Source organism: Geodermatophilus nigrescens (assembly GCF_900129495.1).
Taxonomy (GTDB): Bacteria; Actinomycetota; Actinomycetes; order Mycobacteriales; family Geodermatophilaceae; genus Geodermatophilus; species Geodermatophilus nigrescens.
The window spans coordinates 702,373-727,609 of the sequence record NZ_FQVX01000002.1; the positions used below are offsets into that span (position 1 = coordinate 702,373).

23 protein-coding genes and 1 pseudogene are annotated in these 25,237 nt (G+C 77.8%); 6 read left to right on the forward strand and 18 right to left on the reverse strand.

The window, feature by feature from the left end; all coding sequences use genetic code 11:
• Window positions 1-32: 32 nt before the first annotated feature.
• A complete protein-coding gene (locus tag BUE37_RS10940; protein WP_083628555.1) occupies window positions 33-1,289 on the forward strand; it encodes an acyltransferase family protein in 1,257 nt (418 codons plus the stop codon).
• Here BUE37_RS10940 and BUE37_RS10945 read toward each other — a convergent pair.
• The 3 genes from BUE37_RS10945 to BUE37_RS10955 all read right to left on the reverse strand — a co-directional run bounded on the left by BUE37_RS10945 (window position 1,178) and on the right by BUE37_RS10955 (window position 7,405).
• Entirely contained in the window at window positions 1,178-5,479 is a 4,302-nt protein-coding gene (locus tag BUE37_RS10945) for an alpha-(1->3)-arabinofuranosyltransferase domain-containing protein (protein WP_073420193.1), read from the reverse strand. The genes BUE37_RS10940 and BUE37_RS10945 overlap by 112 nt on opposite strands.
• A 37-nt stretch (window positions 5,480-5,516) precedes the next feature.
• A complete protein-coding gene (gene pgfA, locus BUE37_RS10950) occupies window positions 5,517-6,494 on the reverse strand; it encodes a cell envelope lipid trafficking protein PgfA (protein ID WP_073420194.1) in 978 nt (325 codons plus the stop codon).
• Window positions 6,495-6,673: 179 nt separating this feature from the next.
• Entirely contained in the window at window positions 6,674-7,405 is a 732-nt protein-coding gene (locus BUE37_RS10955; RefSeq protein ID WP_073420195.1) for a class I SAM-dependent methyltransferase, read from the reverse strand.
• Between the two features lie 113 nt (window positions 7,406-7,518).
• Here BUE37_RS10955 and BUE37_RS10960 point away from each other — a divergent pair.
• Window positions 7,519-8,508: pseudogene (locus BUE37_RS10960) on the forward strand (glycosyltransferase family 4 protein); the annotation flags it as partial.
• A gap of 99 nt (window positions 8,509-8,607) precedes the next feature.
• On the opposite strand, the gene BUE37_RS24975 reads toward BUE37_RS10960, so the two are convergent.
• Together BUE37_RS24975 and BUE37_RS10965 are read right to left on the reverse strand one after the other, a co-directional pair.
• Window positions 8,608-8,835: a DUF2613 family protein gene (locus BUE37_RS24975; protein WP_425432417.1), complete on the reverse strand. Its 228-nt coding sequence runs from the start codon at window positions 8,833-8,835 to the stop codon at window positions 8,608-8,610.
• Entirely contained in the window at window positions 8,766-10,499 is a 1,734-nt protein-coding gene (locus BUE37_RS10965) for an MmpA family trehalose lipid delivery protein (protein WP_083628557.1), read from the reverse strand. Before BUE37_RS10965 ends, BUE37_RS24975 begins: the two co-directional genes overlap by 70 nt.
• A gap of 68 nt (window positions 10,500-10,567) precedes the next feature.
• Between BUE37_RS10965 and BUE37_RS10970 the strand changes: the two genes are divergently transcribed.
• Window positions 10,568-11,908 carry a lipopolysaccharide biosynthesis protein gene (locus BUE37_RS10970; protein ID WP_139252927.1) on the forward strand — a complete coding sequence of 447 codons (1,341 nt, stop codon included), beginning with the start codon at window positions 10,568-10,570 and terminating at the stop codon, window positions 11,906-11,908.
• Here the strand turns inward: BUE37_RS10970 and BUE37_RS10975 are convergent.
• Complete coding sequence (locus BUE37_RS10975; protein WP_175562848.1) at window positions 11,856-13,262, reverse strand: MFS transporter; 1,407 nt, start codon at window positions 13,260-13,262, stop codon at window positions 11,856-11,858. The genes BUE37_RS10970 and BUE37_RS10975 overlap by 53 nt on opposite strands.
• 186 nt (window positions 13,263-13,448) lie before the next feature.
• Here BUE37_RS10975 and BUE37_RS10980 point away from each other — a divergent pair, with 186 nt between their 5' ends.
• The 3 genes from BUE37_RS10980 (at window position 13,449) to BUE37_RS10990 (ending at window position 17,456) form a co-directional block, all read left to right on the forward strand.
• Window positions 13,449-13,853 (forward strand): cupin domain-containing protein, encoded by a 405-nt coding sequence (locus tag BUE37_RS10980; RefSeq protein ID WP_073420751.1) that lies wholly within the window; start codon window positions 13,449-13,451, stop codon window positions 13,851-13,853.
• Window positions 13,854-13,918: 65 nt separating this feature from the next.
• Window positions 13,919-16,747 carry an FAD-binding and (Fe-S)-binding domain-containing protein gene (locus BUE37_RS24815; protein WP_073420198.1) on the forward strand — a complete coding sequence of 943 codons (2,829 nt, stop codon included), beginning with the start codon at window positions 13,919-13,921 and terminating at the stop codon, window positions 16,745-16,747.
• A 43-nt stretch (window positions 16,748-16,790) separates the two neighbouring features.
• Window positions 16,791-17,456: an NADPH-dependent F420 reductase gene (locus BUE37_RS10990; protein WP_073420199.1), complete on the forward strand. Its 666-nt coding sequence runs from the start codon at window positions 16,791-16,793 to the stop codon at window positions 17,454-17,456.
• An 18-nt stretch (window positions 17,457-17,474) separates the two neighbouring features.
• Here the strand turns inward: BUE37_RS10990 and BUE37_RS10995 are convergent, their stop codons facing one another.
• The 12 genes from BUE37_RS10995 to BUE37_RS11050 form a co-directional block, all read right to left on the reverse strand.
• A complete protein-coding gene (locus BUE37_RS10995; RefSeq protein ID WP_073420200.1) occupies window positions 17,475-18,095 on the reverse strand; it encodes a GDSL-type esterase/lipase family protein in 621 nt (206 codons plus the stop codon).
• A gap of 89 nt (window positions 18,096-18,184) precedes the next feature.
• On the reverse strand, window positions 18,185-18,946 hold the full coding sequence (fabG, locus tag BUE37_RS11000; protein ID WP_073420201.1) for a 3-oxoacyl-ACP reductase FabG: 762 nt from the start codon (window positions 18,944-18,946) through the stop codon (window positions 18,185-18,187).
• Window positions 18,947-19,090: 144 nt separating this feature from the next.
• The gene (locus BUE37_RS11005) at window positions 19,091-19,510 is read right to left on the reverse strand and encodes a DUF350 domain-containing protein (protein WP_073420202.1); all 420 of its coding nucleotides are present in this window, start codon (window positions 19,508-19,510) and stop codon (window positions 19,091-19,093) included.
• A 78-nt stretch (window positions 19,511-19,588) separates the two neighbouring features.
• The gene (locus BUE37_RS11010) at window positions 19,589-20,053 is read right to left on the reverse strand and encodes an AAA family ATPase (RefSeq protein WP_281248086.1); all 465 of its coding nucleotides are present in this window, start codon (window positions 20,051-20,053) and stop codon (window positions 19,589-19,591) included.
• Window positions 20,050-20,313: a hypothetical protein gene (locus BUE37_RS11015; protein ID WP_073420204.1), complete on the reverse strand. Its 264-nt coding sequence runs from the start codon at window positions 20,311-20,313 to the stop codon at window positions 20,050-20,052. Before BUE37_RS11015 ends, BUE37_RS11010 begins: the two co-directional genes overlap by 4 nt.
• Before the next feature lie 10 nt (window positions 20,314-20,323).
• Entirely contained in the window at window positions 20,324-21,778 is a 1,455-nt protein-coding gene (locus BUE37_RS11020) for an AI-2E family transporter (protein WP_083628559.1), read from the reverse strand.
• Window positions 21,779-21,868: 90 nt separating this feature from the next.
• A complete protein-coding gene (locus BUE37_RS11025) occupies window positions 21,869-22,279 on the reverse strand; it encodes an ankyrin repeat domain-containing protein (protein ID WP_073420205.1) in 411 nt (136 codons plus the stop codon).
• On the reverse strand, window positions 22,276-23,043 hold the full coding sequence (locus BUE37_RS11030; protein WP_073420206.1) for a dienelactone hydrolase family protein: 768 nt from the start codon (window positions 23,041-23,043) through the stop codon (window positions 22,276-22,278). Before BUE37_RS11030 ends, BUE37_RS11025 begins: the two co-directional genes overlap by 4 nt.
• Before the next feature lie 20 nt (window positions 23,044-23,063).
• Entirely contained in the window at window positions 23,064-23,597 is a 534-nt protein-coding gene (locus BUE37_RS11035) for a hypothetical protein (RefSeq protein ID WP_073420207.1), read from the reverse strand.
• Window positions 23,598-23,685: 88 nt separating this feature from the next.
• Window positions 23,686-24,210, reverse strand: a complete 525-nt coding sequence (locus BUE37_RS23815; RefSeq protein WP_073420208.1) for a hypothetical protein — start codon at window positions 24,208-24,210, stop codon at window positions 23,686-23,688.
• A 62-nt stretch (window positions 24,211-24,272) separates the two neighbouring features.
• Window positions 24,273-24,737: a PPOX class F420-dependent oxidoreductase gene (locus BUE37_RS11045; protein WP_073420209.1), complete on the reverse strand. Its 465-nt coding sequence runs from the start codon at window positions 24,735-24,737 to the stop codon at window positions 24,273-24,275.
• A 51-nt stretch (window positions 24,738-24,788) separates the two neighbouring features.
• Window positions 24,789-25,058, reverse strand: a complete 270-nt coding sequence (locus BUE37_RS11050) for a hypothetical protein (protein WP_073420210.1) — start codon at window positions 25,056-25,058, stop codon at window positions 24,789-24,791.
• Window positions 25,059-25,237 lie beyond the last annotated feature (179 nt).

The window sequence follows — 25,237 nt, forward strand, 5'->3', positions numbered from 1 at the left end:
GCAGGAGGGACACCGCGACGACGGGAGGACCGGTGACGGCTTCCGCCGCCCTGGAGGGGGGCCCGGCCGCTCGCACCGAGCGGGCGTTCCCGGCGCTCGACGGCCTGCGCGCCCTCGCCGCGACGGCGGTGGTGCTCACCCACGCCGCGTTCGCCACCGGCGACCACACGTCCTCCGCCCTCGGCCGCGTCCTCGCCCACCTCGACGTCGGGGTCCCGGTGTTCTTCGTGCTGGCCGGCTTCCTGCTGTCCCGCCCGTTCCTGCTGGCGGCGGCCGAGGGGCGGCCGGCGCCGCGCGCGGTCCCCTACCTGTGGCGGCGGGCGCTGCGGATCCTGCCCGCGTACTGGCTCACCGTCGCCGCGGCGCTGCTGCTCCTGCCCGGCAACGACGGCGCCGGGCCCGCGACCTGGGTCCGCCACCTGCTGCTCGTGCAGGTCTACGACGACGGCGGCTTCGCGGCGGGCCTCACGCACACGTGGAGCCTGTGCACCGAGGTCGCGTTCTACCTGGTCCTGCCGCTGGCCGCCGGCGGGCTGGTGCGCCTCGGCCGGCGCGACCCCCGCCGCCCCTGGCCGGTGCTGGCGGCGCTCGGCGGCGTCGCGCTCCTCGGCCTGGCCTGGCTGGTCGCCGTCTGGACCGCGCAGCGCACCTTCGTCCCGACCGACCTGTGGCTGCCGGCCTTCTCGGGCTGGTTCGCCGGCGGCGTCGCGCTGGCGGCGCTGACCGTCGCCGACCCGGGCTGGCGGCCGGTGCGGATCGCCCGAGAGCTCGCCGGCGGCCTCGGCACCTGCTGGGCCGGCGCGGCGGTGCTGTTCTGGATCGCCTGCACGCCGGTGGCCGGGCCGCTCGGCCTGGCCGCGCCGTCGGCCGGCCAGGCCGTCACCCGCTCCCTGCTCTACGGCGGCGTCGCCGTCCTGCTGGTGGCGCCGCTGGTCCTCGGCGAGCAGGGCGGCCGGGTGCGGGCGGCGCTGTCCGGCCGCACCGCGCGGCTGCTCGGCGAGGTCTCCTACGGCCTGTTCCTCGTGCACGTGGTGCTGCTGACCGGCGGCTACGACCTCACGGGCACGCCGGTGTTCACCGGCCCGCTCGTGCTGGTCGCGCCGGCCACCTGGCTCGCGGGGGTGGGCGTCGCGTGGCTGCTGTACGTCCTGGTGGAGCGGCCGCTGCGGCGGTTCCGTCACGTGGCCGACGGCGTGGCGCTCCCGCGCCGGCGGCGCAGCGGCGGCGCCGAGGGCAGCGGCAGGACCGAGGCGACGGCGACCGACAGCGCGGCCACGCCGAGCGCCTGACGCGCGTCGGCGGCGCCGTCGACCGCCAGCAGGACGCCCGCGGCCGCCACCAGCGACGCGGCGAGCACGCCCAGCACCGCGAACCGGCGGCGCCCGGCGGCCACCCCCAGCACGGCGGCGACGGCGAGCACCGCCAGGCCCACCGCCCCGCCGGCCAGCGCCGTGCCGGCCAGGGCGGCGAGCACCACGACCGCGGTCAGGAACCGCCGGCCGCGGGCGGGCCGGGCGGACGGGCGCGCGGGCGGGCCGGGCGCGGACGCCGGCTTCCAGACCGCCAGCGCGACGAGCAGCGCCACCGCCGCGGCCCCGCCGGCCAGCGCCGCGCGGTAGGTGCCGCCGGGCCCGTAGTCCAGCCGGACGGTGCCCGCGGCCCCGGCGGGCAGCACCCAGCCCTGCTGCCAGCCGTCGACGGCCACCCCCTGCAGCGCGGCGCCGTCCAGCGTGGCGGTCCACCCGGGGTTGGCGTTCTCCGGCACCACGAGCAGGGCCGGCTCGTCGCGGGCGGCGACCCGGACCTCGCGGTGCTCGGTCCCCCAGCGGACGACGTCGGCGGCGGCGCGGTCGACGTCGACGCCGGGCGTGGCGGCCAGCGCGCCGCCGGTGCGCAGCAGCGTGGCGGACCGGACGGCCAGCTCGGGGGTGCCGGCGGCGGTGAACCGGTGCTCCCCCGCCGCGAGCCGCAGGGTCTCCCCCGCCGGGTCGCAGAGCTCGAGGGGCAGCGGGGTGAGGTCGCGCAGCGCGCCGAGGGTGGTGCGCACCGACGTCTCGAACCGCTGCCCGTCGAGCGCGACCACGGGCCCCTCGCCGCAGGGCACCTCGACCACCCGGCCGGGGTCGGGCACCGCGAGTGCGGTGACCTCGAGCTCGCCCACGACGACGCCGAGGTCGGAGGTCGTGCGCGTGTAGGGGTCGAAGGACTCGGTGCGCCCGGCCAGCTCGAAGGTGATCGTCAGGCGGTCGGTGGTCACCGGCGTGAAGGAGACCGCGCCGTCGTCGTCGAGGCGCAGGGTGCGGGTGATCCCGCCGCCGGAGAGGGTGACCGCGCCGGGCCGGGCACCGGTCACCGACCCGGCGGTCTCCACGCGCAGCCGGTCGACGGTCTGCGGCGTCAGCCAGCTGACCACCAGGGTGGGCGAGCCGTCGTCGGCGGCGGCGTGCCAGGCGGTCTCCGGGTCCCCGTCGGCGACGGCGGCGGCGCCCGCCCGCGGGTCGGGGACGGCGGTGCTGCTCGCGGCCACCCGGCTGAACGTCCCCGACGAGGAGGCCAGCAGCTCGTCGAGCGCGGGGCCGGCGCGGGGCACCGCGGTGAGCGCCAGGTCGTAGGAGGCGTCGCCGCCCCCCGTGTCCGCCACGGTCAGCACCCGGTCGAGGCCGGCGGGCTCCTCGGCGGCGTCGACGAGCGGGGCACCGCAGCGCAGGTCGGCGTCGGTGGAGGTGGCGCACCCGGCGACGGGGGCGCCGGCCGCGGCGAGCACCCAGGCGTCGGCCGGGACGCCGGGGTCGGGCAGCACCACCGAGCGCGTGACGGTCAGGCCGGGGACCGCCACCTCGGCCAGCCCGAGCGTCTCGCCCGCCGGCACCGAGAGGCGGATCGACCGCGTGGCGCCCGGCGGGAGGGGCACCTGCTGCGGCGCCGCCGACGCGGCCGGGCGGACCCGCAGCGAGCCGGTGTCCGTACCGACCAGCAGCACCGACGGCGGGTCGGCGGCCACGTCCGGCGGCAGGGTCACGCTCATGGCGAGGGCGCCGACCGGCTCGTCGGTGCGCAGGGTCCACTCGACCGGCGCCGGCGTCCCGACGTCGTCGGGCGGGTACCAGGCGGTCGTGGGGTCGCCGTCGACGGCAGCCGAGGGCGAGCGGGCGGGGTCCGCGCCGCCGTAGCTGTCGGCGTCCGACGCCGACGCCGCGGCCCCCGGGACGGCGCCGGTGTAGCGGACGACGCTCTCCGCGGCCGCCTGGTCGTCGAGCAGGTGGTCGCGGGCGGGCGCGTCGAGGCGGAGCGGGTCCTCCGGCGCCAGCCCCTGCGAGGCGGCGTCGGTCAGGCGGCCCATGCTGCGCTCGCGCCGCACCAGCGCGTCGGAGACCGCCACGGCCCCGGTGCCCTCGACGCCGGCACCGGCGAGCACGGTGGGCCGCCCGGTGACCAGCCCCTGGTCCTCCAGCGCCAGGATGCCGTCCGGCCCGCCGGACACGGTGACGGCGTCGGCGAGCGGCGCCGTCCAGGCCCGGGGTGCCGGGTCGGCGACGCCGAACACCTCGACCGCGGGCAGCGGCTGGGCGAGCCCGGCGTCGAAGACGCGCCCCAGCAGCGCGGCGCCGGGGAAGTCGGGGCCGAAGGCGGCGACCCGCCGGATGCCGGGCGAGTCCCGCAGGGCCTGGTGCACGAGCACCGGCCGCGGCGACCCGGAGGCCCCGACGTCGAGGTCGTTGCGGACGACGACGTGGGAGATGCCGGCCCGCGCCAGGTAGCGGGTGAGCGCCTCCGAGCCCTGCCCCGCGGCCAGCCGGGCCTCGATCGCGTCGAGCACCCGGACGTGCGCGTTCGGCGCGAGCGGCACCGCGTTGCGCACCTCCCACGGCGACTCGGCGAGCACCTGCAGCGGCTCGTCGTTCGGCGTCCCCCAGCCGTAGGTGGCGAAGGAGGAGCCGGGGACCAGCAGCGCCCGCCCGGACGGGGTGTCGCGGGCGAGGAAGTCGGCGGCCTGCTGCCAGTAGCCGGGCACCGCCTCGAACCCGGCCGGCGGCGCCAGCCGGCCCTGCACCGCCGGGAGGGCCACCCCGGCGACGCCGAGCACGACCACGGCCACGGTCGCCCGGTACCCGACGCGGGCCGCGGCCGGGGCGGCCCGGCGCAGCGGCGCGGCGGCGCGGGCGAGGAGGGCGGGCAGCGGCCGGCCCGGGCGCCGGACCGCACCGGGGCGGGCCGCCGCGGCGGCAGCGGCGGCGACGAGGTCGACCAGCGCCAGCACCAGCGGCAGCCGCAGCACCGGGTCGAACTTGTGGACGTTGCGCAGCGGCGCCAGCGGGCCGTCGAGGGCCTCGCGCAGCCAGCCGGCCAGCACGCCGTCGACGGCGGCCAGGTGGCCCATCGTGACCAGCGCCGCGCCGGCGAGGACGCCCAGCACCAGCCAGGTCCGCTCGCGCAGCCGGGGCCGGCAGAGCGCGGCGAGGCCGGCGGCGGCGAGCACCACGGTCGCGGTCACGGGGACGGCGTCGTGCAGCAGCGACCAGCCGGCCGGCCACAGCGGGCCCGCGGAGGTGGCCAGCGCCGGCACCCAGTGGTCGGTGCCGCGCAGCACCGACAGCAGGTCGGTGGGCGCGGTGGTCGTCGCCGCCGTCTCGATCAGGTCGAGGAACGGGACGCTGTAGCGGCCGAGCAGCAGCAGCGGCCCGGCCCACCACGCGGTGGCCAGCACCACCGCGAGCGCCCACCAGGCGGCCAGGCGCCGCCGCGCCCGCCCCGGGCGGCGGGTGAGCAGCCACAGCACCGGCAGCGGGAGGACGGCGGCCGCGGCGACGGCGTTGACCCCGCCCGCGCAGAACACCGCCAGCCCCGACAGCGCGGCCGCCCGGCGCGGGGAGCGCAGGGCCGCGGCGCCGACCAGCGGCACCAGCACCCACGGCGCGACCGCCATGGGCAGCACCTCGATCGACGTCGCGCCGAGCGAGGTGACCATCCGCGGGGCGAGCGCGTACGCGAGGCCGCCGAGGACGACCGCGGCGGGCGAGCCGATCCGCAGCCGCCGCGCCAGCACCACGACGCCGAGGAAGGCGGCGCACAGCAGCAGCGCCCACCACAGCCGCTGGACCACCCAGGGCGGCAGGCCGGCGCCGCGGAGCAGGACGCTGAACGGGCCCATCGGCCACAGGTAGCCGTAGGCCTGGTTCTGCACCTGGCCGGCGAAGCCCTCCGGGTCCCACATCGACAGCGCCCGGCCGAGGAAGCCGAGCGGGTCGACCCAGACGTCGAGCTTGGTGTCGGACACGACCCGGCCCGGCGACTGGGACAGCGCCAGCGCGACGAGGCCGAGGCAGACGACGGCCAGGCGCGCGCGGTCGAGCAGCCGGCCCGGGGGCGCGGGGTCCGGCGCGGCCCGGTCTGCACGGGCGGGCTCCGGGCGGGCCGGGGACGCGACCGAGCCCGCCGGACGGGGTCCGGCGGGCTCGGTCGTCAGCGGGGGCGCGGCCACGGCCCCGGGGAGGGGCCGCGCCCCTCCCGGGGAGCGGTCACTTGGCGAACGACACCGGCTCCTGCGCCGGCGCCCCGGCGGTGTCCGCCCGGTGCGCGCCGCCGCGCGACCGCAGGGCGACCACGACGCCGGCGACCACCAGGAGCAGGCCGAGCGCGGCGACCGCCAGCGGCAGCGTGCGGCTGATCAGCGTGACCTTGTCCCTGTTGTCCTCGGCGCGCTCGACGCCGGCCGAGACGGTCTCGTCGCTGGCGGCGAACTCGGCCTGCAGGATCGTGGCGCCGGTGGTGCCGTCGGGGGCGCGCAGCACCGTGACCGGGGCCTCCGAGGAGGTGACCAGCACGCCGCTGGTCGGCTCGACCCACAGCGTGCGGGTGTTGCTGTAGACGACGTCGGCCTCGACCGACTCCTCGTCGGGCACGCCGGCCAGCTCGCCGGGGACCTCGGTCTGGCGGATCACCGTCTCGGGGATCTCCTGCACGAAGCGGTAGACCTCGAGGCCCTCGATCTCCTCCTCGCCCTCGAAGCGGGCGGGGAAGGTCTGGGCGGTGGTGACGTTCCAGACGTCGTAGTCGCGCTGCTCGGTGCCGAACGGGAAGGTGACGGTCAGCCCGTCGACGTCGGCCGGCTCCTCGTCGATGGCCTCGCTGCCGCAGTCGACCGAGGCGGCCTCGCGCCGGTCGAGGCAGGCGGTGTAGCTGCTCGCGGTGATCAGCGTCCCGTCCTCGGCGGTCACCGTGGTGCCCGAGGACCACACGGCGACGTCGTCGGAGGCGTCCTCGGAGCCCGCGTCGCCCTGGACCGTCAGGCGCACGGTGGCGTCGACGCCGTCGACCTCCTCGAGGGTGGAGAAGTCGAGGTAGGTGACGTCGCTGCCCGACGCCGTGGCCGACGCGGACTGGTCCAGCGGCAGGCGGACCAGGTCGGGCGCGAGGAACAGCCGGATCGCCAGGGCGGCGCCCAGGAGGACGGCACCCACGGCCACCAGGCCGAGACCGAGACCACGACGACGCATGCGGAGGGACCTCCTCGAGGGGTGCGACGACCGGTCCGGCGTCGCGGCGCGGGTCACACTACTGTCGGGTAGGTCACGCGCCAAACCCGGCCGGTTCCCGCCGGTACCGCTCCCCCGTCCAGGGGATACCGGCGCGTACCACCATCGTCACGCGGGCCGATACCGCCCGTTACCGGTGGTCACCGCTCCCGTCGGCGGAGCACCACGACGACGTTCCACGACGCGATCTCGCGGAGTCCCGGGACGCGGGCGACCCAGCCGGCCCACCACGGGTGGTAGCGGGCGAACACCGCGAGCAGGTCGGCGTCGGGGCAGCGCCGCGCCCACCGGACGAGCCCCCCGGCGGACACGGCGAACAGCGACTCCCCGAACCGGTTCTTCGGCTCGCGGCCGGTGCGCCGGCGGAAGCGGCGGCGCGCGTAGCCGCCGCCGAGGTAGTGCCACGGCGCCGTCTCGTGCCCGCCCCAGGGCGACAGCCACGGCGTGAACGAGACCAGCACCGTGCCGCCGGGCCGGGTCACCCGCACCATCTCGTCGGCCATCACCCACGGGCGGGCGACGTGCTCGAGCACGTTGGACGAGTAGCAGACGTCGACCGCGCCGCTGCGCACCGGCAGCGCCTCCCCGCTCGCCCGCAGCGTGCCGGGCTCGGGCTCCCCGCGGGCGGCCATCTCGCCGGCGTCGGGCTCGAGGCCCACGTAGGTGGCCCCCGCCGCGCGGAACTCGCGGGCGAAGTAGCCGGGCCCGCCACCGACGTCGAGCACGGTCGCGCCGTCGAGGTCGGCCCAGCGCGCCAGCTGCCGCACGGAGTCCTCGGCCAGCACCCCGTAGAAGGTGTCGGGGTCGGTCTGCTCGCGCAGGAACGCCCGGAACAGCCGGACGGACCGGCGCAGGGTGGCCGAGCGGTCCATTCTCTGCGCGCCTCCTCTGTCGACCATTCGGGCGGGTGGAATGGCCGGTACCCGTCTGTATCGTGCCGCGGGTGATCTGCGTCTCCCGCCGCCGACGACCGCCGGCCGACGTCGTGTTCGTCAACTGGCGTGACGACAGCCACCCGGAGGGCGGCGGGTCGGAACGGTACGTGCACCGCGTCGCCGAGGGGCTGGCGGCCGCCGGGCTCGACGTCGAGCTGTTCTGCGCCGCGCACGGCCGGGCGCCGCGCGAGGAGGTCGTCCGCGGCGTGCGGGTGGTCCGCCGCGGCGGGCGCCTCGGCGTCTACCCGCGGGCGCTGCTGCACGTCGCGCGCCGCCGTCCGCGGCTGGTGGTCGACGTGCAGAACGGCCTGCCGTTCTGCAGCCCGCTGGTCACCCGGGCGCCGGTCGTGGTGCTCGTCCACCACGTGCACCGCGAGCAGTGGCCGATCGTCTTCGGCCGGCTCGGCGGCGCGGTGGGCTGGTGGCTGGAGTCCCGGCTCGCGCCCTGGGTCTACCGGCGCTCCCGCTACGTGACCGTCTCGGAGGCGACGCGCACGGAGCTCGCCGGCCTGGGCGTCGCGCCCGGGCGGGTCGCGGTGGTGCCCAACGGCGTGGAGCCGGCGCCGCGCGTGGCGGTGCGCCGCTCGGCGACGCCGCGGCTGGTCGTGCTCGGCCGGCTCGTCCCGCACAAGCGGGTCGAGCACGCCCTCGAGGTGCTCGCCCGGCTCTCCGGGCGGTACCCGGACCTCACGCTGTCGGTGGTCGGCGAGGGCTGGTGGGACGAGCGGCTGCGCGCCGAGGCAGAGCGCCTGGGCGTCGCCGGCCGGGTGGAGTTCCACGGCTTCCTCGACGAGCCCGCCAAGCACGCCGAGCTCGCCCGGGCGTGGGTGCACCTGTGCCCGTCGGTCAAGGAGGGCTGGGGCCTGGTGGTCACCGAGGCCGGCACGCACCGGACGCCCACGGTGGGCTACCGCTCGGCGGGCGGGCTCAACGAGTCGGTGCTCGACGGCCGCACGGGCCTGCTGGTCGAGGACCTCGACGGGCTCGCCGAGGCGGTCGGGCGCCTGCTGGAGGACGAGGACGGCCGCACCGCGATGGGGGCGGCCGCGGCCCGGCACGCGGCCGGGCTGGACTGGGACTCGAGCGTGCGGGGCTGGGGTGCGGTGCTGGCGTCCGCGCGGGCGGACGCCGGCACCGGGTCAGCCGCGGGTGCCGTAGTCGAGGACGTCGATCGGCTGCTGGTCGCTCTGCTCCACCGCGGAGGTGTCGGGGTTCACGACGGCGGTGACGCCCGCGACGGCGGCGGCACCGACGGCCGCACCGGCGCCGAGGGACAGGAGCACGGCCAGGAGGGTCTTCACGCGGTCACTCGTTTCTCCGGAGGGCGACGACGGAGCGCCACCGTAGACGCCCGCACGGTGATCCACAACGCAGAGGCCCCGGCGATCCCCAGCGCGAGGCCGTGAGCGGCGATCACCGCGGCCGCCCGGCCGGCCGCCGGCCGGGGGCCCTCGACCGCACCCGGCACGCGGTGCAGCACCAGGTCGTCGCCGGCGAACGCCACGGGCAGCCCGGCCACCGCGGAGGGCACCTCCGGGCCGGGCGTGCCGCGTTCCACCAGCACCCAGCCGACGCCGAGGCGGGCCAGCTCCGCCGGGTCGCCGGCGGCCGCCAGGACGGCACGGGCGCGGGTGTCCTCGCCACGCACCGCCTCGCCGTCGACCCGCAGGGTGTCGTCGGCGACCACCGGCCGGGGCAGCCAGCGCGCGGCCGGGTCGAGCTGGGGGCGGCGGTCGTTCCAGTCGAAGGCGCGGTAGACGCCGGCGGGCAGGACCAGCACGTCACCCGGCGCGTCGTCGTCGGCGAGCGCCTCGCGCACGGCCTGCCAGTCGGCGGGCCACGCCACCGGCTGCAGCCGCCCGCCGACGCCCCAGGCCAGGTCGGGGACGGCGACCAGCGGCAGGAGCAGCGCGAGGGCGGCGACCGCCCGGGCGCCGGCCGCGGGCAGCAGGTCCCGCAGCGCCGCGTACGCCCGGCGGGCGCCGAGCCCGGCGCCCACGGCCAGCGGCAGGGCGACCCAGGCCGCCCACTTCTGCCCGTCGCGCAACAGGCCCGCACCCGGCACGGTCGCGACGGCCGCCTCGAGCAGCACCGAGGCGCCGGGGAGCGCGCCGGCGAGGGCCAGGAGCAGCCCGGCCGCACCGAGCACGAGCAGCCGCGTCCCGGTGCCGGCCCGCACCGCGCGGGCGGCCCAGCCGGCGACGGCGAGGGCCAGCAGCAGCGCCGTGACCACGGGGACGAGCGCCGAGGCGCGGGACGGCGGCACCGCCGCGGCGTTCCAGAGGCCGCCGGTGCCGAGCACGGCGAGCACCGGCCCGGCCCAGTTCTCGCCGCGGGCCGCGAACGCCGCGACGCCGGCCGGGTCCGACGTGCCGGCCGCCGGGCTGAGCACGGCGGCGACCACCCACGGGGCCGACAGGAGCGCGACCGCCGCGAGGGCGCGCCCGGCGCCCCTCCGGCCGGTGCCCGCGACCACCGCGCCGGCGGCGAGCAGGCTGCCGGTGGGGCTCAGGACGGCCGGCACCAGGGCGAGCACCAGCCGCGGCAGGGCGCCCGGCTCGCCGGCGCGCAGCCGCACCCCCGCCCGCACCACCCAGGGCAGGGCCGCCCAGGCGAGCAGCAGGGTCCACTGGCCGAGCAGCAGCCGCTCGGCCAGGTAGGGGCTCCAGCCGTAGACGAGACCCGCTGCCGCGCCGGCCAGCCCGCGGCGCCCGCCGGGTCCCGGTGGCACCAGCCGGGCGGCGCCGAGCACGGCGGCGTACACGGTGGCCACGAGGAGCGCCTTCTGCACCAGCGCCCCGGGCAGCAGCGCGGTGAGCAGCGCGGTCGCGCCGTCGGCGGGCACGGCCCGCGGCAGGGCGCCGGACAGGCCGAGCGCGTCGAGGTCGAGGTCGAGCCGCGGCACCGAGACGAGGTCGCCGAGCAGCACGTGTCCGGGCGCCAGCGCCGGGGCGCTCACGAGCAGCGCGACGGCGAGCGCCAGCCAGCGGGCCGGCCACGGCGACCGGTCGGGCAGCACGCAGTCGTCCACGCCCGCCCTCCGTCCCCGTCCGCCGGCCCGCGCCCGGCCGCAGGTCTCCCGCAGGGTAGGTGGGCGGCGTGAGCCTCCCCCGCCCGCGACACCCGCAGGAGGGAGCCGCGCCGGCCCGGCCCGCGGGGGCGGGCGCGGTCCCGGCGGCGCTCGTGTCCGGCTCGCTGCTGCTGGTCAGCGGCCTGGCCTACGTCGTCACCGTGCTCGCCGCCCGGGCGCTCACCCCGCAGTCCTACGGCGAGCTGGCCGCGCTCCTCGGCGTACTGCTGGTCGGGTCGGTGCCGGCCACCGGGCTGCAGACGGCGGCCGCGCTGCACCTGGGCCGGCACCCGGCGTCGGCGGTGGCGCGGGCCGTCCCGCGGCTGCACGCCACCGCGCTGGCCGCGAGCGTCGCCGTCGGTCTGGTCGCGCTGGCCGCCGTGCCGCTCGTGGTGTCGGTGCTGCGCCTGCCCGGGGCTGCTGGCGCGGTCTGGCTGGCCGTCGCGCTGGTGCCGCAGACGCTGGTCGGCGGGTACGACGGCATCCTGCAGGGCACCGGCCGGCACGGCCGCCTGGCCGCGGTGTTCGTCTCCTTCGGCGGGCTCAAGTGGGCCGGAGCCGTGACCGGCCTGCTCGCGGGCGGCACGCCGGCGGCGGCGCTGGCGGGCATGGCGGCCGGGTGCGCGGCCGGCGCGCTGGTGTCGTGGCTCGGCTGCGGGCGGCCGGGGGTGTCGCGGGGCCTGCGCGGCCCGGCGCGCTCGGCGGCCCGGGCGGCGGGCGCGCTGCTCGGGCTGGTCCTGCTGGTCAACCTCGACCTGCTGCTGGCGCGCCACCACCTGCCGGCGGCGCAGGCCGGCGAGTACGCCGTCGGGGCGGTGTTCGCCAAGGTGGCCTACTGGCTGCCGCAGGGCGTCGGCGTCGTGCTCCTCCCCCGGCTCGCCGACCCGGCGTCGCGGCGGCAGGCGCTGCCCGCGGCGCTCGGCGTCGTCGCGGCGGTCGGCGGGCTGCTCACGCTGGCCACCGCGGTGCTCGGCGCGGCCGCGCTGCCGCTGGTCGGCGGCGCCGCCTACGGCGCCCACCTCGGCGGCTGGACCTGGGTGTTCACCGCCGCCGGCACGCTGCTCGCGCTGGCCCAGCTGCTGCTCTACAACGGCATCGCGGCGGCAGACCGAACCGCCGCCGCGGCGGTGTGGGCCACCGTTGCGGTGGAGACCGCCGTCGTCGGGGCGCTCGCCGCGGCCGGCGTCCTGTCGGTGCTCGCCGTCGCGGCCGTCGCGGCCGGGACGGCCACCGCGCTGGTGGGCGTCGGCCTGCTCCGGCTGCGGCGGGCGCACGCCCCGGACGTGGCCGTGGACGCGCAGGTCGCCGGGGCCGCCGTCAGCGGCGCGCCGGTCGCAGCGCCAGCACCGCCAGCGCGCCGACGGCGCTGAGCGCCGCGCCCGCGAGCGCCGCGGCGTCCCACCCGGCGAGCAGCCCGGCCGCGGTGCCCGCGGGGTCGCCCGCGGTGACCAGCAGGACGACCAGCGTCGCGCCCACCGCCGCGCCGAGGTAGCGCGCCGTGTTGTTCGCGCCGCTGCCCATGCCGGCCCGCTCCGCCGGCACGTGCGCCACCGCCTCCCGCCCGAGCGCCGCGTTCGCCACGCCGTAGCCCACGCCGAGCACCAGCAGCCCGGGCAGCAGACGCACCGCGGTGGAGTCCACGTCGAGCACGGCGAGGGCGGCCAGGCCCGCGGCCGAGAGGGCCAGCCCGGCGGCCAGCAGCAGCCGCCCGTCGACGGCGGGGAGCCAGCGCAGGCCCACCGACGTCGCCGTGGCCACCGCCGACCACACCAGCACGAGCACCGTCGTCGCCAGGAGGCTCTCGCCCAGGCCGCGCTGCAGCACGGTGGCGAGGAAGGACATCAGCCCGACCGTCCCGGCGCCGGTGACCAGGGCACCGACCAGCGCGGCGGTGAACCCGCGGACGCGGAACAGGCCGAGGTCGACCATCGGCGTGCGCACCCGGCTCTCGGCCAGCACGAACCCGGCGGCCAGCAGCGCGCCGCCGCCCAGCAGCACCGCCGTCGGGAGCGCGCCGGCACCGCTGCGCGGCGCGACCAGGCCGACGAGCAGGCAGGTGACGGCGGCGACGAGCAGCACGGGTCCGGCGACGTCGACCCGCGGCCGGCGCGGGCGCGGGGACTCCGGCAACAGCAGGCGCGCGGCGACGGCGAGCAGCAGCGTGACGGCGGCGGTGGCGACGTGCGTGGCGCGCCAGCCGTCGTCGCCGTCGAGGACCACCGCGGCCAGCCCGCCGACGCCGGTGCCCGCACCCAGCGCCGCGCCCCACACCGCGGCCGCGCGCGCCCTGGCCGGCCCGAGCGGGAACACCTGCGCGATCAGGCCGAGCGAGCAGGCGAGCACCGCGGCGCCGCCGACGCCCTCGACCAGCCGCCCGGCCACGAAGACACCGGTGCTCCCGGCCGCGGCGGTCAGGCCGGCGCCGGCGGCGAGCAGCACCAGGCCGGCGGTGAAGACCAGCCGCCGCCCGACGTCGTCGGCGACCGACCCGGCCACCAGCAGCGCCGCGGCGAGCCCCACGCTCATCGCCGAGAGCAGCCACGCCTGCCCGCCGGGACCGGTGCCGAGGTCGCGCGCGGTGGACACCGTGGTGGCCAGCGGGGTGACGAAGGCGGCCAGCACGAGGAGCGTGCTGGTGGCGACGACGGCGAGCGTGCGCCGCTGGACCGCCGGCGCGGGGGCCGGCGGCGCTGCGGGAGGAGCCTGCTGGATCGAGCGGGACACGCGCGCCCCCAGGGGATCGACGGGCGTCAGTTGGACATCCGAACCGACGTGGCGTCACCGTAGCAGGGCAGCGGCGCCGGTCACAGCCGTCCGGGGGACGTCGGCACGCATGCTCTGCGCGGGTCGGGGGCAGGAGGTCCCGGGAGGCACCGCACGGGTGCCGCGAGGACCAGGAGGTGCGTGTCGATGGCGTCCGTCATCCACTTCACGATCGCGACCGTCGCCGAGGAGAGCCCCGACTTCCGCCGGGTGCTGTGGACGGGGAAGAACACCCAGCTCGTCGTCATGACCATCCCGCCGGGCGGGGAGATCGGCGAGGAGGTCCACGAGGACATCGACCAGATCCTCACCTTCGTCAGCGGCGTCGGTGAGGCGAAGGTCGGCGGGTCCACCAAGAAGGTGGCGCAGGGCGACCTGGTCGTCGTCCCGGCCGGGACGAAGCACAACTTCCTCAACACCGGGCCGAACCCGCTGGTCCTCTACACGGTCTACGGCCCCCCGGAGCACGCCGACGGCGCGGTGCACCACACCAAGGAGGAGGCCGACGAGGCGGAGGAGTCCGGCAAGGACGAGCCGCCCACCGAGGACTGAGCCGGAGAGACGCACTCCTCCCCGGTGCCGTCCACGCCGTGGGCGGCACCGGGGACACTGGGCGCGTGACGACCGTCGACGCGCCCCCCACCGAGGTCTCCGCAGCACTCCGCCGGGCCGGCATCGGCGACGTCGACGACTCGGGCCTGGCCCGGGCGCTGTACTCCTCCGACGGCTCGCTCTACCGCGTGCTGCCGCAGGCCGTCGTCCGGCCGCGCGACGCCGACGAGGTCGTGGCGGCGCTGTCGGTGTGCCGCGAGCTCGGCGTCCCGCTGACCATGCGCGGGGCCGGCACCTCGATCGCCGGGAACGCCGTGGGCACCGGCGTCGTCGTCGACACCAGCCGGTACCTGTCCCGCGTGCACGCGATCGACGCCGAGGCGCGCACCGCCGTCGTCGACCCGGGCGTCGTGCAGTCGCGGCTGCAGGCCGCCGCCCGCCCGCACGGGCTGCGCTTCGGGCCCGACCCGAGCACCTCCAACCGCTGCACGATCGGCGGGATGATCGGCAACAACGCCTGCGGCTCGCGGGCGCTGGGCTACGGCCGGACGTCGGACAACGTCGTGGGCCTCGACGTCGTCACCGGCACCGGGCAGCGGCTGCGGCTGACCTCCGGCTCACCGGTGACCGGCCTGGACGGCCTGCGCGACCTCGTCGCCGGCGACCTCTCCACCATCCGCACCGAGCTCGGCACCTTCGGCCGCCAGGTGTCGGGCTACTCGCTGGAGCACCTGCTGCCCGAGCACGGCTTCGACGTCGCCCGCGCGCTGGTCGGCAGCGAGGGCACCCTCGCCGTCGTCCTCGGCGCCACGGTGCGCCTGGTCGCCGACGCCCCGTACCGCGGCCTCGTGGTGCTGGGCTACCCGTCGATGGCCGACGCCGCCGACGCCACCCCCGGCCTGCTGCGGCACGGGCCGACCGCCGTCGAGGGCCTCGACGAGCGCATCGTGCAGCGGCTGCGCGACGTGCCGGCCGCCGTCGTCCCGGACCTGCCCAAGGGCGCCGGGTGGCTGATCGTCGAGGTCACCGGCGACACCGTCGACGAGGTGGCGGCCACCGGCGCGCGGGTGGTCGCCGACGCCGGCGCGCTCGACAGCATGGTGGTCACCGACGTCGCGCACGCCGCGGCGATCTGGCGCATCCGCGAGGACGGCGCGGGCCTCGCCGCGCGCACCTCCGACGGCCGGCCCGCGCACGCCGGCTGGGAGGACGCCGCCGTCCCGGTGACCTCGCTGGGGTCCTACCTGCGGGAGTTCGACGCGCTGCTCGAGCAGCACGGGCTGCAGGGCGTCCCCTACGGGCACTTCGGCGACGGCTGCGTGCACGTGCGCATCGACTTCCCGTTCGGGCGCGAGCCCGACCGGGGCCGGGCCGCCTACCGCGCCTTCGTGGAGGAGGCCGCCCGGCTGGTCGCCCGCTACGGCGGGTCGGTGTCGGGCGAGCACGGCGACGGCCGGGCCCGCAGCGAGCTGCTGTCCACCATGTACTCCCCCGCCGCGCTGGACCTCTTCGCGCGGGTCAAGGGCCTGTTCGACCCGAGCGACGTGCTCAACCCCGGCGTGCTGGTGCGCCCCGCGCCGCTCGACGCCGACATCCGGGTCGCGGCCGCGCCGCGCAGGCGGGAGGGCCTCGCGCTGCTCTACCGCCACGACGACGGCGACCTGTCCAACGCGGTGCACCGCTGCACCGGCGTCGGCAAGTGCCGGGCCGACCCGTCCGGAGTCGCGGTGATGTGCCCGTCGTTCCCGGCCACCCGCGAGGAGAAGGACTCCACCCGCGGCCGCGCCCGCGTGCTGCAGGAGATGCTCGCCCCGGGCGGGCCGGTGCGGGACTGGCGCTCGCCGGAGGTGCACGCGGCGCTGGACCTGTGCCTGTCGTGCAAGGGCTGCTCGCGCGACTGCCCGACCGGCGTGGACATGGCCAGCTACAAGGCCGAGGTGCTGCACCAGAGCTACCGCCGCCGGCTGCGGCCGCTGTCGCACTACACGCTCGGCAAGCTGCCGATGTGGTCCGACCTGGCCGCCCGGGCGCCGCGGCTGGTCAACGCCGTGCTGCGGTCCCGGGTCGGCGGGCGGCTCGCGCGGTGGGGCGCCGGCGTCGACCAGCGCCGCGACCTGCCCTCCTTCGCGCCGCGCACGTTCCGCCAGACGTGGACGCCGGGCCGGCAGGACGGCGCGCCGGTGGCACTGTGGGTGGACTCCTTCACCGACCACTTCGCCCCGCACGTGGCGCACGCGGCCGCGCGGGTGCTCGAGGACGCCGGCTACGCGGTGCAGGTGCCCGGCGACGACACCTGCTGCGGCCTGACCTGGATCACCACCGGCCAGCTGGACACCGCCCGGCGCATCCTCGGCGACACGGTGCGGCGGCTCGTGCCGCTGGCCGACGCCGGCGTCCCGATCGTGGGCGTCGAGCCCTCGTGCACCGCGGCGCTGCGCTCGGACGCCGTCGAGCTGCTCGACGGGCCGGGCGGGGGCGACATGGCGGCGCGCGTCGCCGCGGGCACCCGGACGCTCGCCGAGCTGCTCGGGGCCACCGAGGGCTGGACGCCGCCGTCGCTGGCCGGCGTCGAGGTGGTCGCGCAGCCGCACTGCCACCACCACGCGGTCATGGGGTGGGCGGCCGACGAGCGCCTGCTCCGCTCGGCGGGCGCCACGGTCACCCGGCTCGGCGGCTGCTGCGGGCTGGCCGGGAACTGGGGCGTGGAGAAGGGTCACCACGACGTGTCGGTGGCGATCGCCGAGCAGCAGCTGCTGCCCGCGGTGCGGGAGGCGGGACCGGACGCCGTCGTGCTGGCCGACGGGTTCTCCTGCCGCACCCAGCTCGACGCGCTGGCCGACCGCCCGGGCAGCCACCTCGCCGAGCTGCTCGCCGACGCGCTGGACCGGCGGTGACCGAGGCGGGAATGACGGGCGGGCGGTCGCGTTGGCCGCAGGCATGACGACTCTCGGCATCATCGGCGCCGGCCACATCGGCACGGCGCTCGCCCAGGCAGCGACCGACGCGGGCTACGACGTGGTCCTGTCCAACTCCCGCGGCCCCGAGACCCTGGCCGACCTGGTCGACCGGATCGAGGCCCGCCCGTCGCGGCGCGGCTCGGTGCGCGCGGCCACCGCGGAGGAGGCCGGCGCCGCGGGCGACCTCGTCGTCGTCACGGTGCCGCTCAAGGCGGTCGGCGACGTCCCGGTCCAGCCCCTGGCCGGCAAGGTCGTCATCGACACCAACAACTACTACCCGGAGCGCGACGGGCAGATCGCCGAGCTCGACGACGAGTCGACCACCACCGCCGAGCTGCTGCAGGCGCACCTGCCGACCTCGCGCGTGGTCAAGGCGTTCAACCACATCTACGCCGCCGACATCACCGCCCGCCGCACCCCGCCGGGCACGGCCAACCGCCGCGCGCTGGCGATCGCCGGCGACGACGCGTCGGCGAAGGAGACGGTGTCGTCGTTCATCGACGAGCTGGGCTTCGACGTCGTCGACCTCGGGCCGCTGGCCGAGGGCTGGCGCATCCAGCGCGACACCCCCGGCTACGGCCCCGACCTGGACCGCGGCCGGCTCACCGAGGCGCTCGCGGCCGCGAAGCGCTACCGCGACATGTGAGCGCGGGCGCCGGGCGGCTCAGGCCGCCCGGCGCTCCCGCCGGTCCCGGGCGGCGGCCAGCACCGTCGGCGCGAGGGCCGCGGCGATGCGTGCGTAGCCGGCCGACGACGGGTGGAACCGGTCGGCCGAGAACAGCCCGGGCTCCGCGGTGAACGAGGCCGCCACCTCCGCGGCCACCGGGGCGACGACGGCGCCGTGCGCCTCGGCGACGGCGGCCTGCCGCTGCTGCATCAGCCGGCAGGCGGCCTGCACGGTCGGGCGGAACGCCGGCGGGACGAACGGCACGCTGGACATGTCCGGCGCGGGGACGACGACCACGTCGGTGCCGGCGGCGCGCAGGTCGGCGACGGCGGCCCCGAGGGCGGCGGTGGCCTGGTCGACGGGGAGGAACCGGGCGAGGTCGTTGGCGCCGACCACGACGACGGCGAGGTCGGCGCGCAACGGGGCGGCGCGGCGGACCTGCGCGGCGAGGTCGCGGGAGACGGCGCCGGGGACGGCGAGCACGGTGAGCTCGGTGTCGATGCCCTCGCTGCGCAGGACCTGCGCGAGACGCGGGCCGAGGCCGTCCTCGACCCGGGCGGCGCCGGTCCCGTACGCGATCGAGTCACCGAGGACGACGAGGCGGAGCGGAGCGGTCACGGATGGTGCAACGCCGGCCGGCGGGGCGCTGTGCCCGCCGGCCGGCGTGACGTACGTCCGTGCCTCCTGCGCCAGTGGCGCCCGGGCGCTCAGGCCTTCGGGCCGCCCGCGGCGTAGACGACCTGGCCGGAGACGAAGCCCGCGCCCTCGCTCACGAAGAACGACACCAGGTGGGCGATGTCCTCGGGCTGGCCGACGCGGGCCACCGGGATCTGCGAGGCGGCGCCCTTGACGAAGTCGTCGAAGGGGATGCCCATGCGCTCGGCGGTCGCCTTGGTCATCTCGGTCTGGATGAAGCCGGGGGCGATCGCGTTGGCGGTGACGCCGAACTTGCCCAGCTCGATGGCGAGGGTCTTGGTGAAGCCCTGCAGGCCGGCCTTCGCCGTCGAGTAGTTCGCCTGGCCGCGGTTGCCCAGCGCCGAGACGCTCGACAGGTTGACCACGCGGCCCCACTTCGCGTCGACCATGTACTTCTGGCAGGCGCGGGTCATGAGGAACGAGCCCCGCAGGTGCACGTTCATGACGACGTCCCAGTCGACCTCGGTCATCTTGAACAGCATGTTGTCGCGGGTGACGCCCGCGTTGTTCACCAGCACGACGGGCGCGCCGAGCTCGGCGGCGATCCGGTCGACGGCGGCCTGCACCTGCTCGGCGTCGCTGACGTCGGCACCGACGCCGAGCGCCCTGCCGCCGGCGGCCTCGATCTCGGCCACGGTGTCCTTGGTGGTCGACTCGTCGAGGTCGAGCACCGCGACGGCGAAGCCGTCGGCGGCCAGGCGCTTGGCGGTCGCGGCACCGATGCCGCGCGCGGCCCCGGTGACGATGGCGACGCGGGGGGTGGCCTCGCTCATGGCAGTTCCTCTCGCTGGTGGGGCGGCGTCGTCGCCGGCCTTCCTGGTGGGGGCCGCCTCCCGGGATCCGGAGGCGGCCCGCGCTGCGCCGGACACGTTACGGCGGGCCCGCCGTGGGCCTGCCGCGGGTCCGGCGGGCGGGGCTCAGGGCCAGATGGAGGCGACGATGATCGCGGCGACCGACAGCTGCGCGGCGGCGCTGACCAGCGCCGCGGGGTGGAAGGCCACCTCGGTGACCAGCGCGCCCATCTTCCCGGGCGTCAGCAGGTCGAGGGCCAGGAAGGCGAGGGCCTGCAGCAGCACGCCGAGCACCCCGAAGACGACGGTGTAGAGCAGCGCCTGGCCGAAGCCGGAGGTGGCATTGGTCCAGATGGTGGTGAAGATGATCGCGCCCTGCGCGAGGAAGCCGGCCGCCAGCACGATGCCGGCGCTGACCGACCGGTCCTGGTAGATGTGCCGGCCCAGGTGGCCCGGGGTGAGCAGGTCGAGGACCAGGTACCCCAGGGCCAGCAGCACCAGGCCGACGGCGGTGTAGGCGACGGCGTATCCGATGCTGGCCAGCACGGGCGGGACCTCCAGGGGCGGGGGCGGACGGCCTGCAGTGTCTATCGCACCGCTCCCCCGGCCCGCACACGGCGTCCCTCAGCCGTGCGCCGTGTCGCCGGGCCGGACGACGTCGACCCGGTCGAAGCCCTCGTCGGTCGACGGCGGGACCAGCCGGGCCAGGGTGGCGTACACCCCGACGGGCGGGACCCGCGCGCGTCCCTCGCGGGCGTCGTTGCGCGCCAGGCAGGTGGCGCGCGGGGTGTCCAGCCACACAGCGCGGACCGGCACCCCGGCCGCGCGGGCCGCGGCCACCAGCGGTGCCCGCTCGGCCGGCGAGGGGTGGGTGTTGTCGACGACGACACTGCGCCCGGCCGCGAGCAGCTCGGCGACGACCCGCTGCTGGCGGGCCTCGCGCCGCCGCGCCCGCGGCCAGTGGTCCTTGCTCACCACCGCGTGCGTGCGGCCCAGGTGCTCGCGCACCCAGGTGGACTTGCCCGCGCCCTGCAGCCCGACCAGGACGACGAGTTCCTGGCCGGCGCCCGGACGGGCAGCGGCGCTCAGGCGGTGCGCCGCAACGGCGTCACCGGCTCGTCGTCGTCGAGCCCGGCCCGGGACGCGGGGTGCTCGACCAGGGCCAGCACGCGGCCGGACATGAACCGCGCGGTGCGCACCGCGGTGCCGCCGCGGGTGGTCTCGGTGACCTCCACGACGCCGCGGCCGTTGCTGACCTCCACCCGCCGGCCGGCGCGGGTGGCCTCGATCTCGTAGGTGCGGGTGCTGCCGCCGGCGTCGATCACGACCTCGACACGATCGCCCTTCACGGGGGCCTCCTCAGGGGGTGCTGCCGGGCACCGCGCCCGACTGTGGATCAACGTCCTCCTGGGGTCCGACATTCCCCGCGGCCCGGGTGTCGGCGGGGTGTTCCTGCAGGTCGGGCGGCGTGTCGGCGGCGGCGGAGCCGCGGCGGGCGGGCCAGTGCGGGTGCATCGCGCGCACCGACGCGAGCGCGGCCCGGCGGGCGTGGGCGCGCTGCCGCGCACGGCTGGTCCGCGGCGCCCTGGGTTCCTCGCGCAGCAGCGCGTCGAGCCAGTGCCCGCGCGGGTCGACGTCGACCAGGAGCGCCTTGACCAGCAGCGTGAGCGGGATGGCGAGCAGGGCGCCGAGCGCGCCGAGCACCCAGCCCCAGAACAGCAGCGCGAGGAAGGTGACCGTCATCGACAGGCCGACGGAGTCACCCACGAAGCGGGGCTGGATGAGCGTCTGGACGACGAAGTTGAGCAGCGAGTAGACGACGATGACGACCCAGAACTCGGTCCAGCCGCCGTCGAGGAGCGCGAGCAGCGCGGGCGGGATGACGCCGAGGACGAAGCCGATGTTCGGCACGTAGTTGGTGATGAACGACAGCAGGCCCCACAGCACCGGCAGCGGCACGTCGAGGATGGCCAGCGCGATCGTGTCACCGACCGCGACGATGGCGCCGAACACGGTGCTCACCAGCAGGTAGGAGCGGGTGCCGCGGGCGAACAGGCCCAGCGCGATCGGCAGGTGCGGCCGGTCCTCGGCCACCAGCGCCAGCCGCCGGCCGAACCCGCCGGACTCGATGGCGAGGAAGACCATCGCCGACAGCAGCAGCACCAGCGTGGTCGCGGTGTCGGTGACCCGGGTCAGCAGGTCGGTGGCGAGCCCGACGAGCTGGCCGTAGTCGAAGCGGTCGACGAGCTCCTGGATCTGGGTCGAGGACAGCCCGGCCTCGTCGAGCCGCTCCACGGCGTTGTCGAGCAGCACCGCGAACTGCGGCGCGTAGTCGGGCAGCAGGACGGCGAACTGGGCGATCGCCACCACCAGGAGCGAGCCCAGCCCCAGCAGCACGCCCCACACGAGCAGCAGCAGGACGGTGGCCGCGGCCGCCCGGGGCACACCGTGCCGCAGCAGCCAGCGCTGCACGGGCATGAGCGCGACGACGACGACCAGCGCGAGCATCACCGGCGCGACGAGCCAGGCGATCTCGCGCACCCCGGCGACGGCGATCGTCGCGGCCGCGGCGCCCACGAGCAGCACCAGCCAGCGGGGCAGCGCGCCGGACAGCAGCCCGCCCGGCCCGACGGGCTCGGCCTCGGCCGGTCCGGCCGCGGCCGGCTCGGGTGCCGTCACGGCGGCGTCGGGATCGACCGCCACGGCGTCGAGGGCAGCGGCGACGACGGCCTCCTCGTCGGTGGGGGTGAGGCGGGTGCTCCCGCCGCGGGCCCGGTCCGCGCCCGGTCCGGGCAGGTGCTGCTGAGCGGCCATGGGTCCCCCTCCCCCGTCCGGTGCCGCCCGGGGCGACCGTGCCGCGGGCGCGACCAGGGTGTCACGGCGCGCCGGGTGGCGCGGCCGGCGTCAGCGGGTGTCGCGGTCCAGCAGCGCGGCCATCTCCGGCAGCTCGAAGAACGCGGCGGTCTCGCGGGCGCTCGGCCCCCCGGCGTCGGGGTCGGCGCCGGCGTCCAGCAGCGCCCGCACGCCGGCCTCCGAGCGGCGGAACACGGCCGCGGCCAGCGCCGTCTGCCCGCGGTCGTTGGCCCGGCCGTGGTCGGCGCCGCGGGCCAGCAGGGCGGCCACCGTGTCGGGGTGGTCGTGGTAGGCGGCCAGGACGAGGAGGGTGTCGCCCTTCTCGTTGGTCAGGTCGACCGGCACGCCGGCGTCGACGTAGGCGGCGAGCTCCTCGGTGTGCCCGGCGCGGGCGAGGTCGAAGACCCGGCGGGCCAGCTCGAGGACGCCCTCCTCGATCGGCTCCCCGCCCGGCCCGCTCACCGTGCCGCCCCGGCGGCCACCCGGTCGGCCAGCGCGAGGATCCGCCGCCAGGCGTCCTGGCAGGCCTCGCCCCACTCGGGGGCCGCGCGGTCGAAGAAGGAGTGCGGCGCGCCGTCGTAGACGGCGGTCTCGACGTCGGCCCCGCCCGAGCGCATCGTCTCCGCGAGCGCCAGCTGCTCCTCCACCGGCGTCACGGCGTCGGCCCCCGCGATGAGCATCAGCGTGGGCCGGGTGGCGCGGACGGCGGCGTCCCCGACCATGGCCGGCCGGCCGTAGAACCCGGCGCAGGCGGCGACGTCGAGGTCCCCGCCGGCCTGCCGCCAGGAGTGGCTGCCGCCGAAGCAGAACCCGACGGTGAGCACCGGGAGGTCGGGGCGGGTGCGGGCGCGCAACTCGGCGACGGCGGCGGAGAGGTCGGCGTCGATGCCCGCGGGCGTGGTCTGCGGGATGTGCGTCTGCCAGTCGAAGTCGGCGTCGCGGGTGCCGGTCGCGGCGACGCCGGCGGTGCGCCCGAACCAGTCGATCGCGACGGCGGGCAGCCCGGCCTCGGCGAACCGCTCGGTCAGAGCGACGTAGTAGGGGTGCAGGCCCCGGATGTCGGGCAGCACGACGACACCCGCCCCGGCGGCGCCGACGTCGGCCGGCAGCGCCCAGGCGGCCGACAGCCGGGTGCCGTCGGCCGCGGTCAGCGTGGTCAGCCCGGAGCCGCCGACCTCCCCCGTCCGGGGCGGCGCGGGCGGGCGGCTGGCGGGGTCGTGGCACATGGCGTCGTTGCTACCAGCCCTCAGTCGACGTCGCTGGGGACGGCCGCCTCCGGCCGGCCGCCGAACGTGGCGGCGGCGATCTCGCGGCGGGCGTCGGTGAGCCACTCGTACTGGCGGTGCGCCTGGTCGATGAGCCGGTCGAGCTCGGCGCCGTCGAGGCGGCCGTCGACCTCGGAGACGATCCGCAGGGTCTCGAAGCCGCTGCGCTTGCCGCGCACCGCCGACGCCAGGAACTCGAACTCGACGAGGTCCGACAGCGGCGAGCGCGACAGCAGCCGGCCGTTGAGCTTGGCGCGGGTCACCTTCTCGGCGAGCCACACGCCGACCTGCTTGTACTGCCGCACCGGGATGCCGAGGACCTCGGTGACCCGGCGCAGGGCGGCGCGCTCCTCGTACAGCTCGTCGCGCAGCTGCTCCAGGGGCTGCTGCCAGCGGCTGCCGCGGTGCACGCCGATCATGCGGCCCACCAGCTCGATGCCGCCGGTGGCCGCGGCCAGGTGGTCGTTGACGTAGATGCCGAGGAGCTCGGCGTTGCGCTGGGGCTGCTCGGGCACGGCGGACCTCCGGTCGGGGGTGTTCCGGACGGTCCATCCTCGCCGATCACCGCACCGCGACGCGCGGCGGTGTCCCCCGCGCGAGCGGTCAGCCGGCGGCACGGGCCAGCAGCCGGGCGGCGGCGGGGCGCAGCTCCTGCTCCAGGTCCCAGCCGCCGGCCGCCAGCCGCTGGGCGACCGCCTGGCGGGAGATCCCGAGCGCCGACGCCGCCGCGGCCCGGGTGCCGCCCGCGGCGACGAGGTCCACGGCGGCCCAGGCCGCGTCGCTGCGGCGGGCCAGCAGCACGGCGAGCGCGGCGAGCACCGCCTGGGCGTCGGCGGCGGCGCCGGCGTCGGTCCCGCGCACCGCCAGCCGCGCCGGCCGCCGGGAGGCCGCCTCGAGCGCGCGGCGGGCGGCGAGCGCCACCGGGCCGTCGTCGTCACCCGGTGCCGCACCCACCCCGATCCGCCAGCCGCCGCGGCGGACGAGCGCGGCGACGGCCTCGACCGCCGCCGCGGGCCCCGCGGTCGGCGCGGCCCACCCCTCCCCCAGCGGCCGGGCGGCCGGTCCCAGCTCCGGCGGCGGGGCGGGGACGCCGCCGGTCAGCGGGGCGCAGGCCAGGGCCAGGGGCACGCAGGGAGGGTCGCCCTCCCGCGGCGCGGAGGCAAGCTCCTGGGCTTGCCCGGCGCGCCGTCTCAGCCGGCGTCGAGCTCCGGCGGGAAGCCGCCGGTGGCCACCGGTCCCCAGGAGTCGATCGTGACGCGCAGCAGCGACTTGCCCTGCCGCGTCATCGCCGCCCGGTACTCGTCCCAGTCGGGGTGCTCGCCGCTGATGGAGCGGAAGTACTCGACGAGCGGCTCGAGCGCGTCGGGCAGGTCGAGCACCTCGGCGGTGCCGTCGAGCTGCACCCAGGGGCCGTCGAAGTCGTCGGAGAGCACGCAGAGGGAGACGGCGGGGTCGCGGCGGGCGTTACGGGCCTTCGCGCGCTGCGGGTAGGTGGAGACGACGACCCGGCCCTCGGCGTCGACGCCGCAGGTCACCGGGGACATCTGGACGCCGCCCTCGCGGCGGCGGGTGAGCAGCACGGCGTGGTGCCGCGGGCGGAGGAACTCCAGCAGGGCGGGTCGGTCGACACGGTCGGCGGTGGCGGTCCTGGGCACGACCCCGACGCTAGCGCCCCGTGCGCGGGCGCCGGGGCCGTGCCCGGGCCGTCAGGAGCCGGTCTTCGTCACGCCGAACATCAGCACCCGGCGCTCGATGTCGTAGTGGACGGTCTCGGTGTTGGTGAGCAGGTCCTGCAGGTTGTCGGCGTCGTCGGGGTCGAGGGTGAGGACCTCCTCCCACGCGCCCTGGTCGAGGACCAGCTGCAGGGTGTAGGTGCCGGGCTTGCCGGGTTCGCCGGCGATCCAGCTGAACTGGTAGTGCGACAGCTGCCGCACCTTGACGCTGTTGTCGGTGACCGGCTGCGGGACCTCGGGCATGGCGGGACCTCTCGGGACGGACCGGGGCGGGGTCCCCGGCAGGCCCTCCGTACCCGGTCGGCGCCCCGGGATGCCGACCCCGGCCCGACCGGTGGGCACCGGTGATCCGTGGTGCGATGGAGTCCATGAGGTTCCGCCTTCCCGGACGCCGGGACTCCGCACCGGCCGGCGCGTCCGCC

What these genes read in the sequence shown, in the direction of transcription:
- fabG (WP_073420201.1), bottom strand. Translation starts at nt 18,946, where the DNA reads ATGAGCGAGGCCACCCCCCGCGTCGCCATCGTCACCGGGGCCGCGCGC.
- BUE37_RS11050 (WP_073420210.1), bottom strand. Translation starts at nt 25,058, where the DNA reads ATGCCCGAGGTCCCGCAGCCGGTCACCGACAACAGCGTCAAGGTGCGG.
- BUE37_RS11020 (WP_083628559.1), bottom strand. Translation starts at nt 21,778, where the DNA reads ATGGCCGCTCAGCAGCACCTGCCCGGACCGGGCGCGGACCGGGCCCGC.
- pgfA (WP_073420194.1), bottom strand. Translation starts at nt 6,494, where the DNA reads ATGCGTCGTCGTGGTCTCGGTCTCGGCCTGGTGGCCGTGGGTGCCGTC.
- BUE37_RS11030 (WP_073420206.1), bottom strand. Translation starts at nt 23,043, where the DNA reads ATGTGCCACGACCCCGCCAGCCGCCCGCCCGCGCCGCCCCGGACGGGG.
- BUE37_RS10955 (WP_073420195.1), bottom strand. Translation starts at nt 7,405, where the DNA reads ATGGACCGCTCGGCCACCCTGCGCCGGTCCGTCCGGCTGTTCCGGGCG.
- BUE37_RS10980 (WP_073420751.1), top strand. Translation starts at nt 13,449, where the DNA reads ATGGCGTCCGTCATCCACTTCACGATCGCGACCGTCGCCGAGGAGAGC.
- BUE37_RS10990 (WP_073420199.1), top strand. Translation starts at nt 16,791, where the DNA reads ATGACGACTCTCGGCATCATCGGCGCCGGCCACATCGGCACGGCGCTC.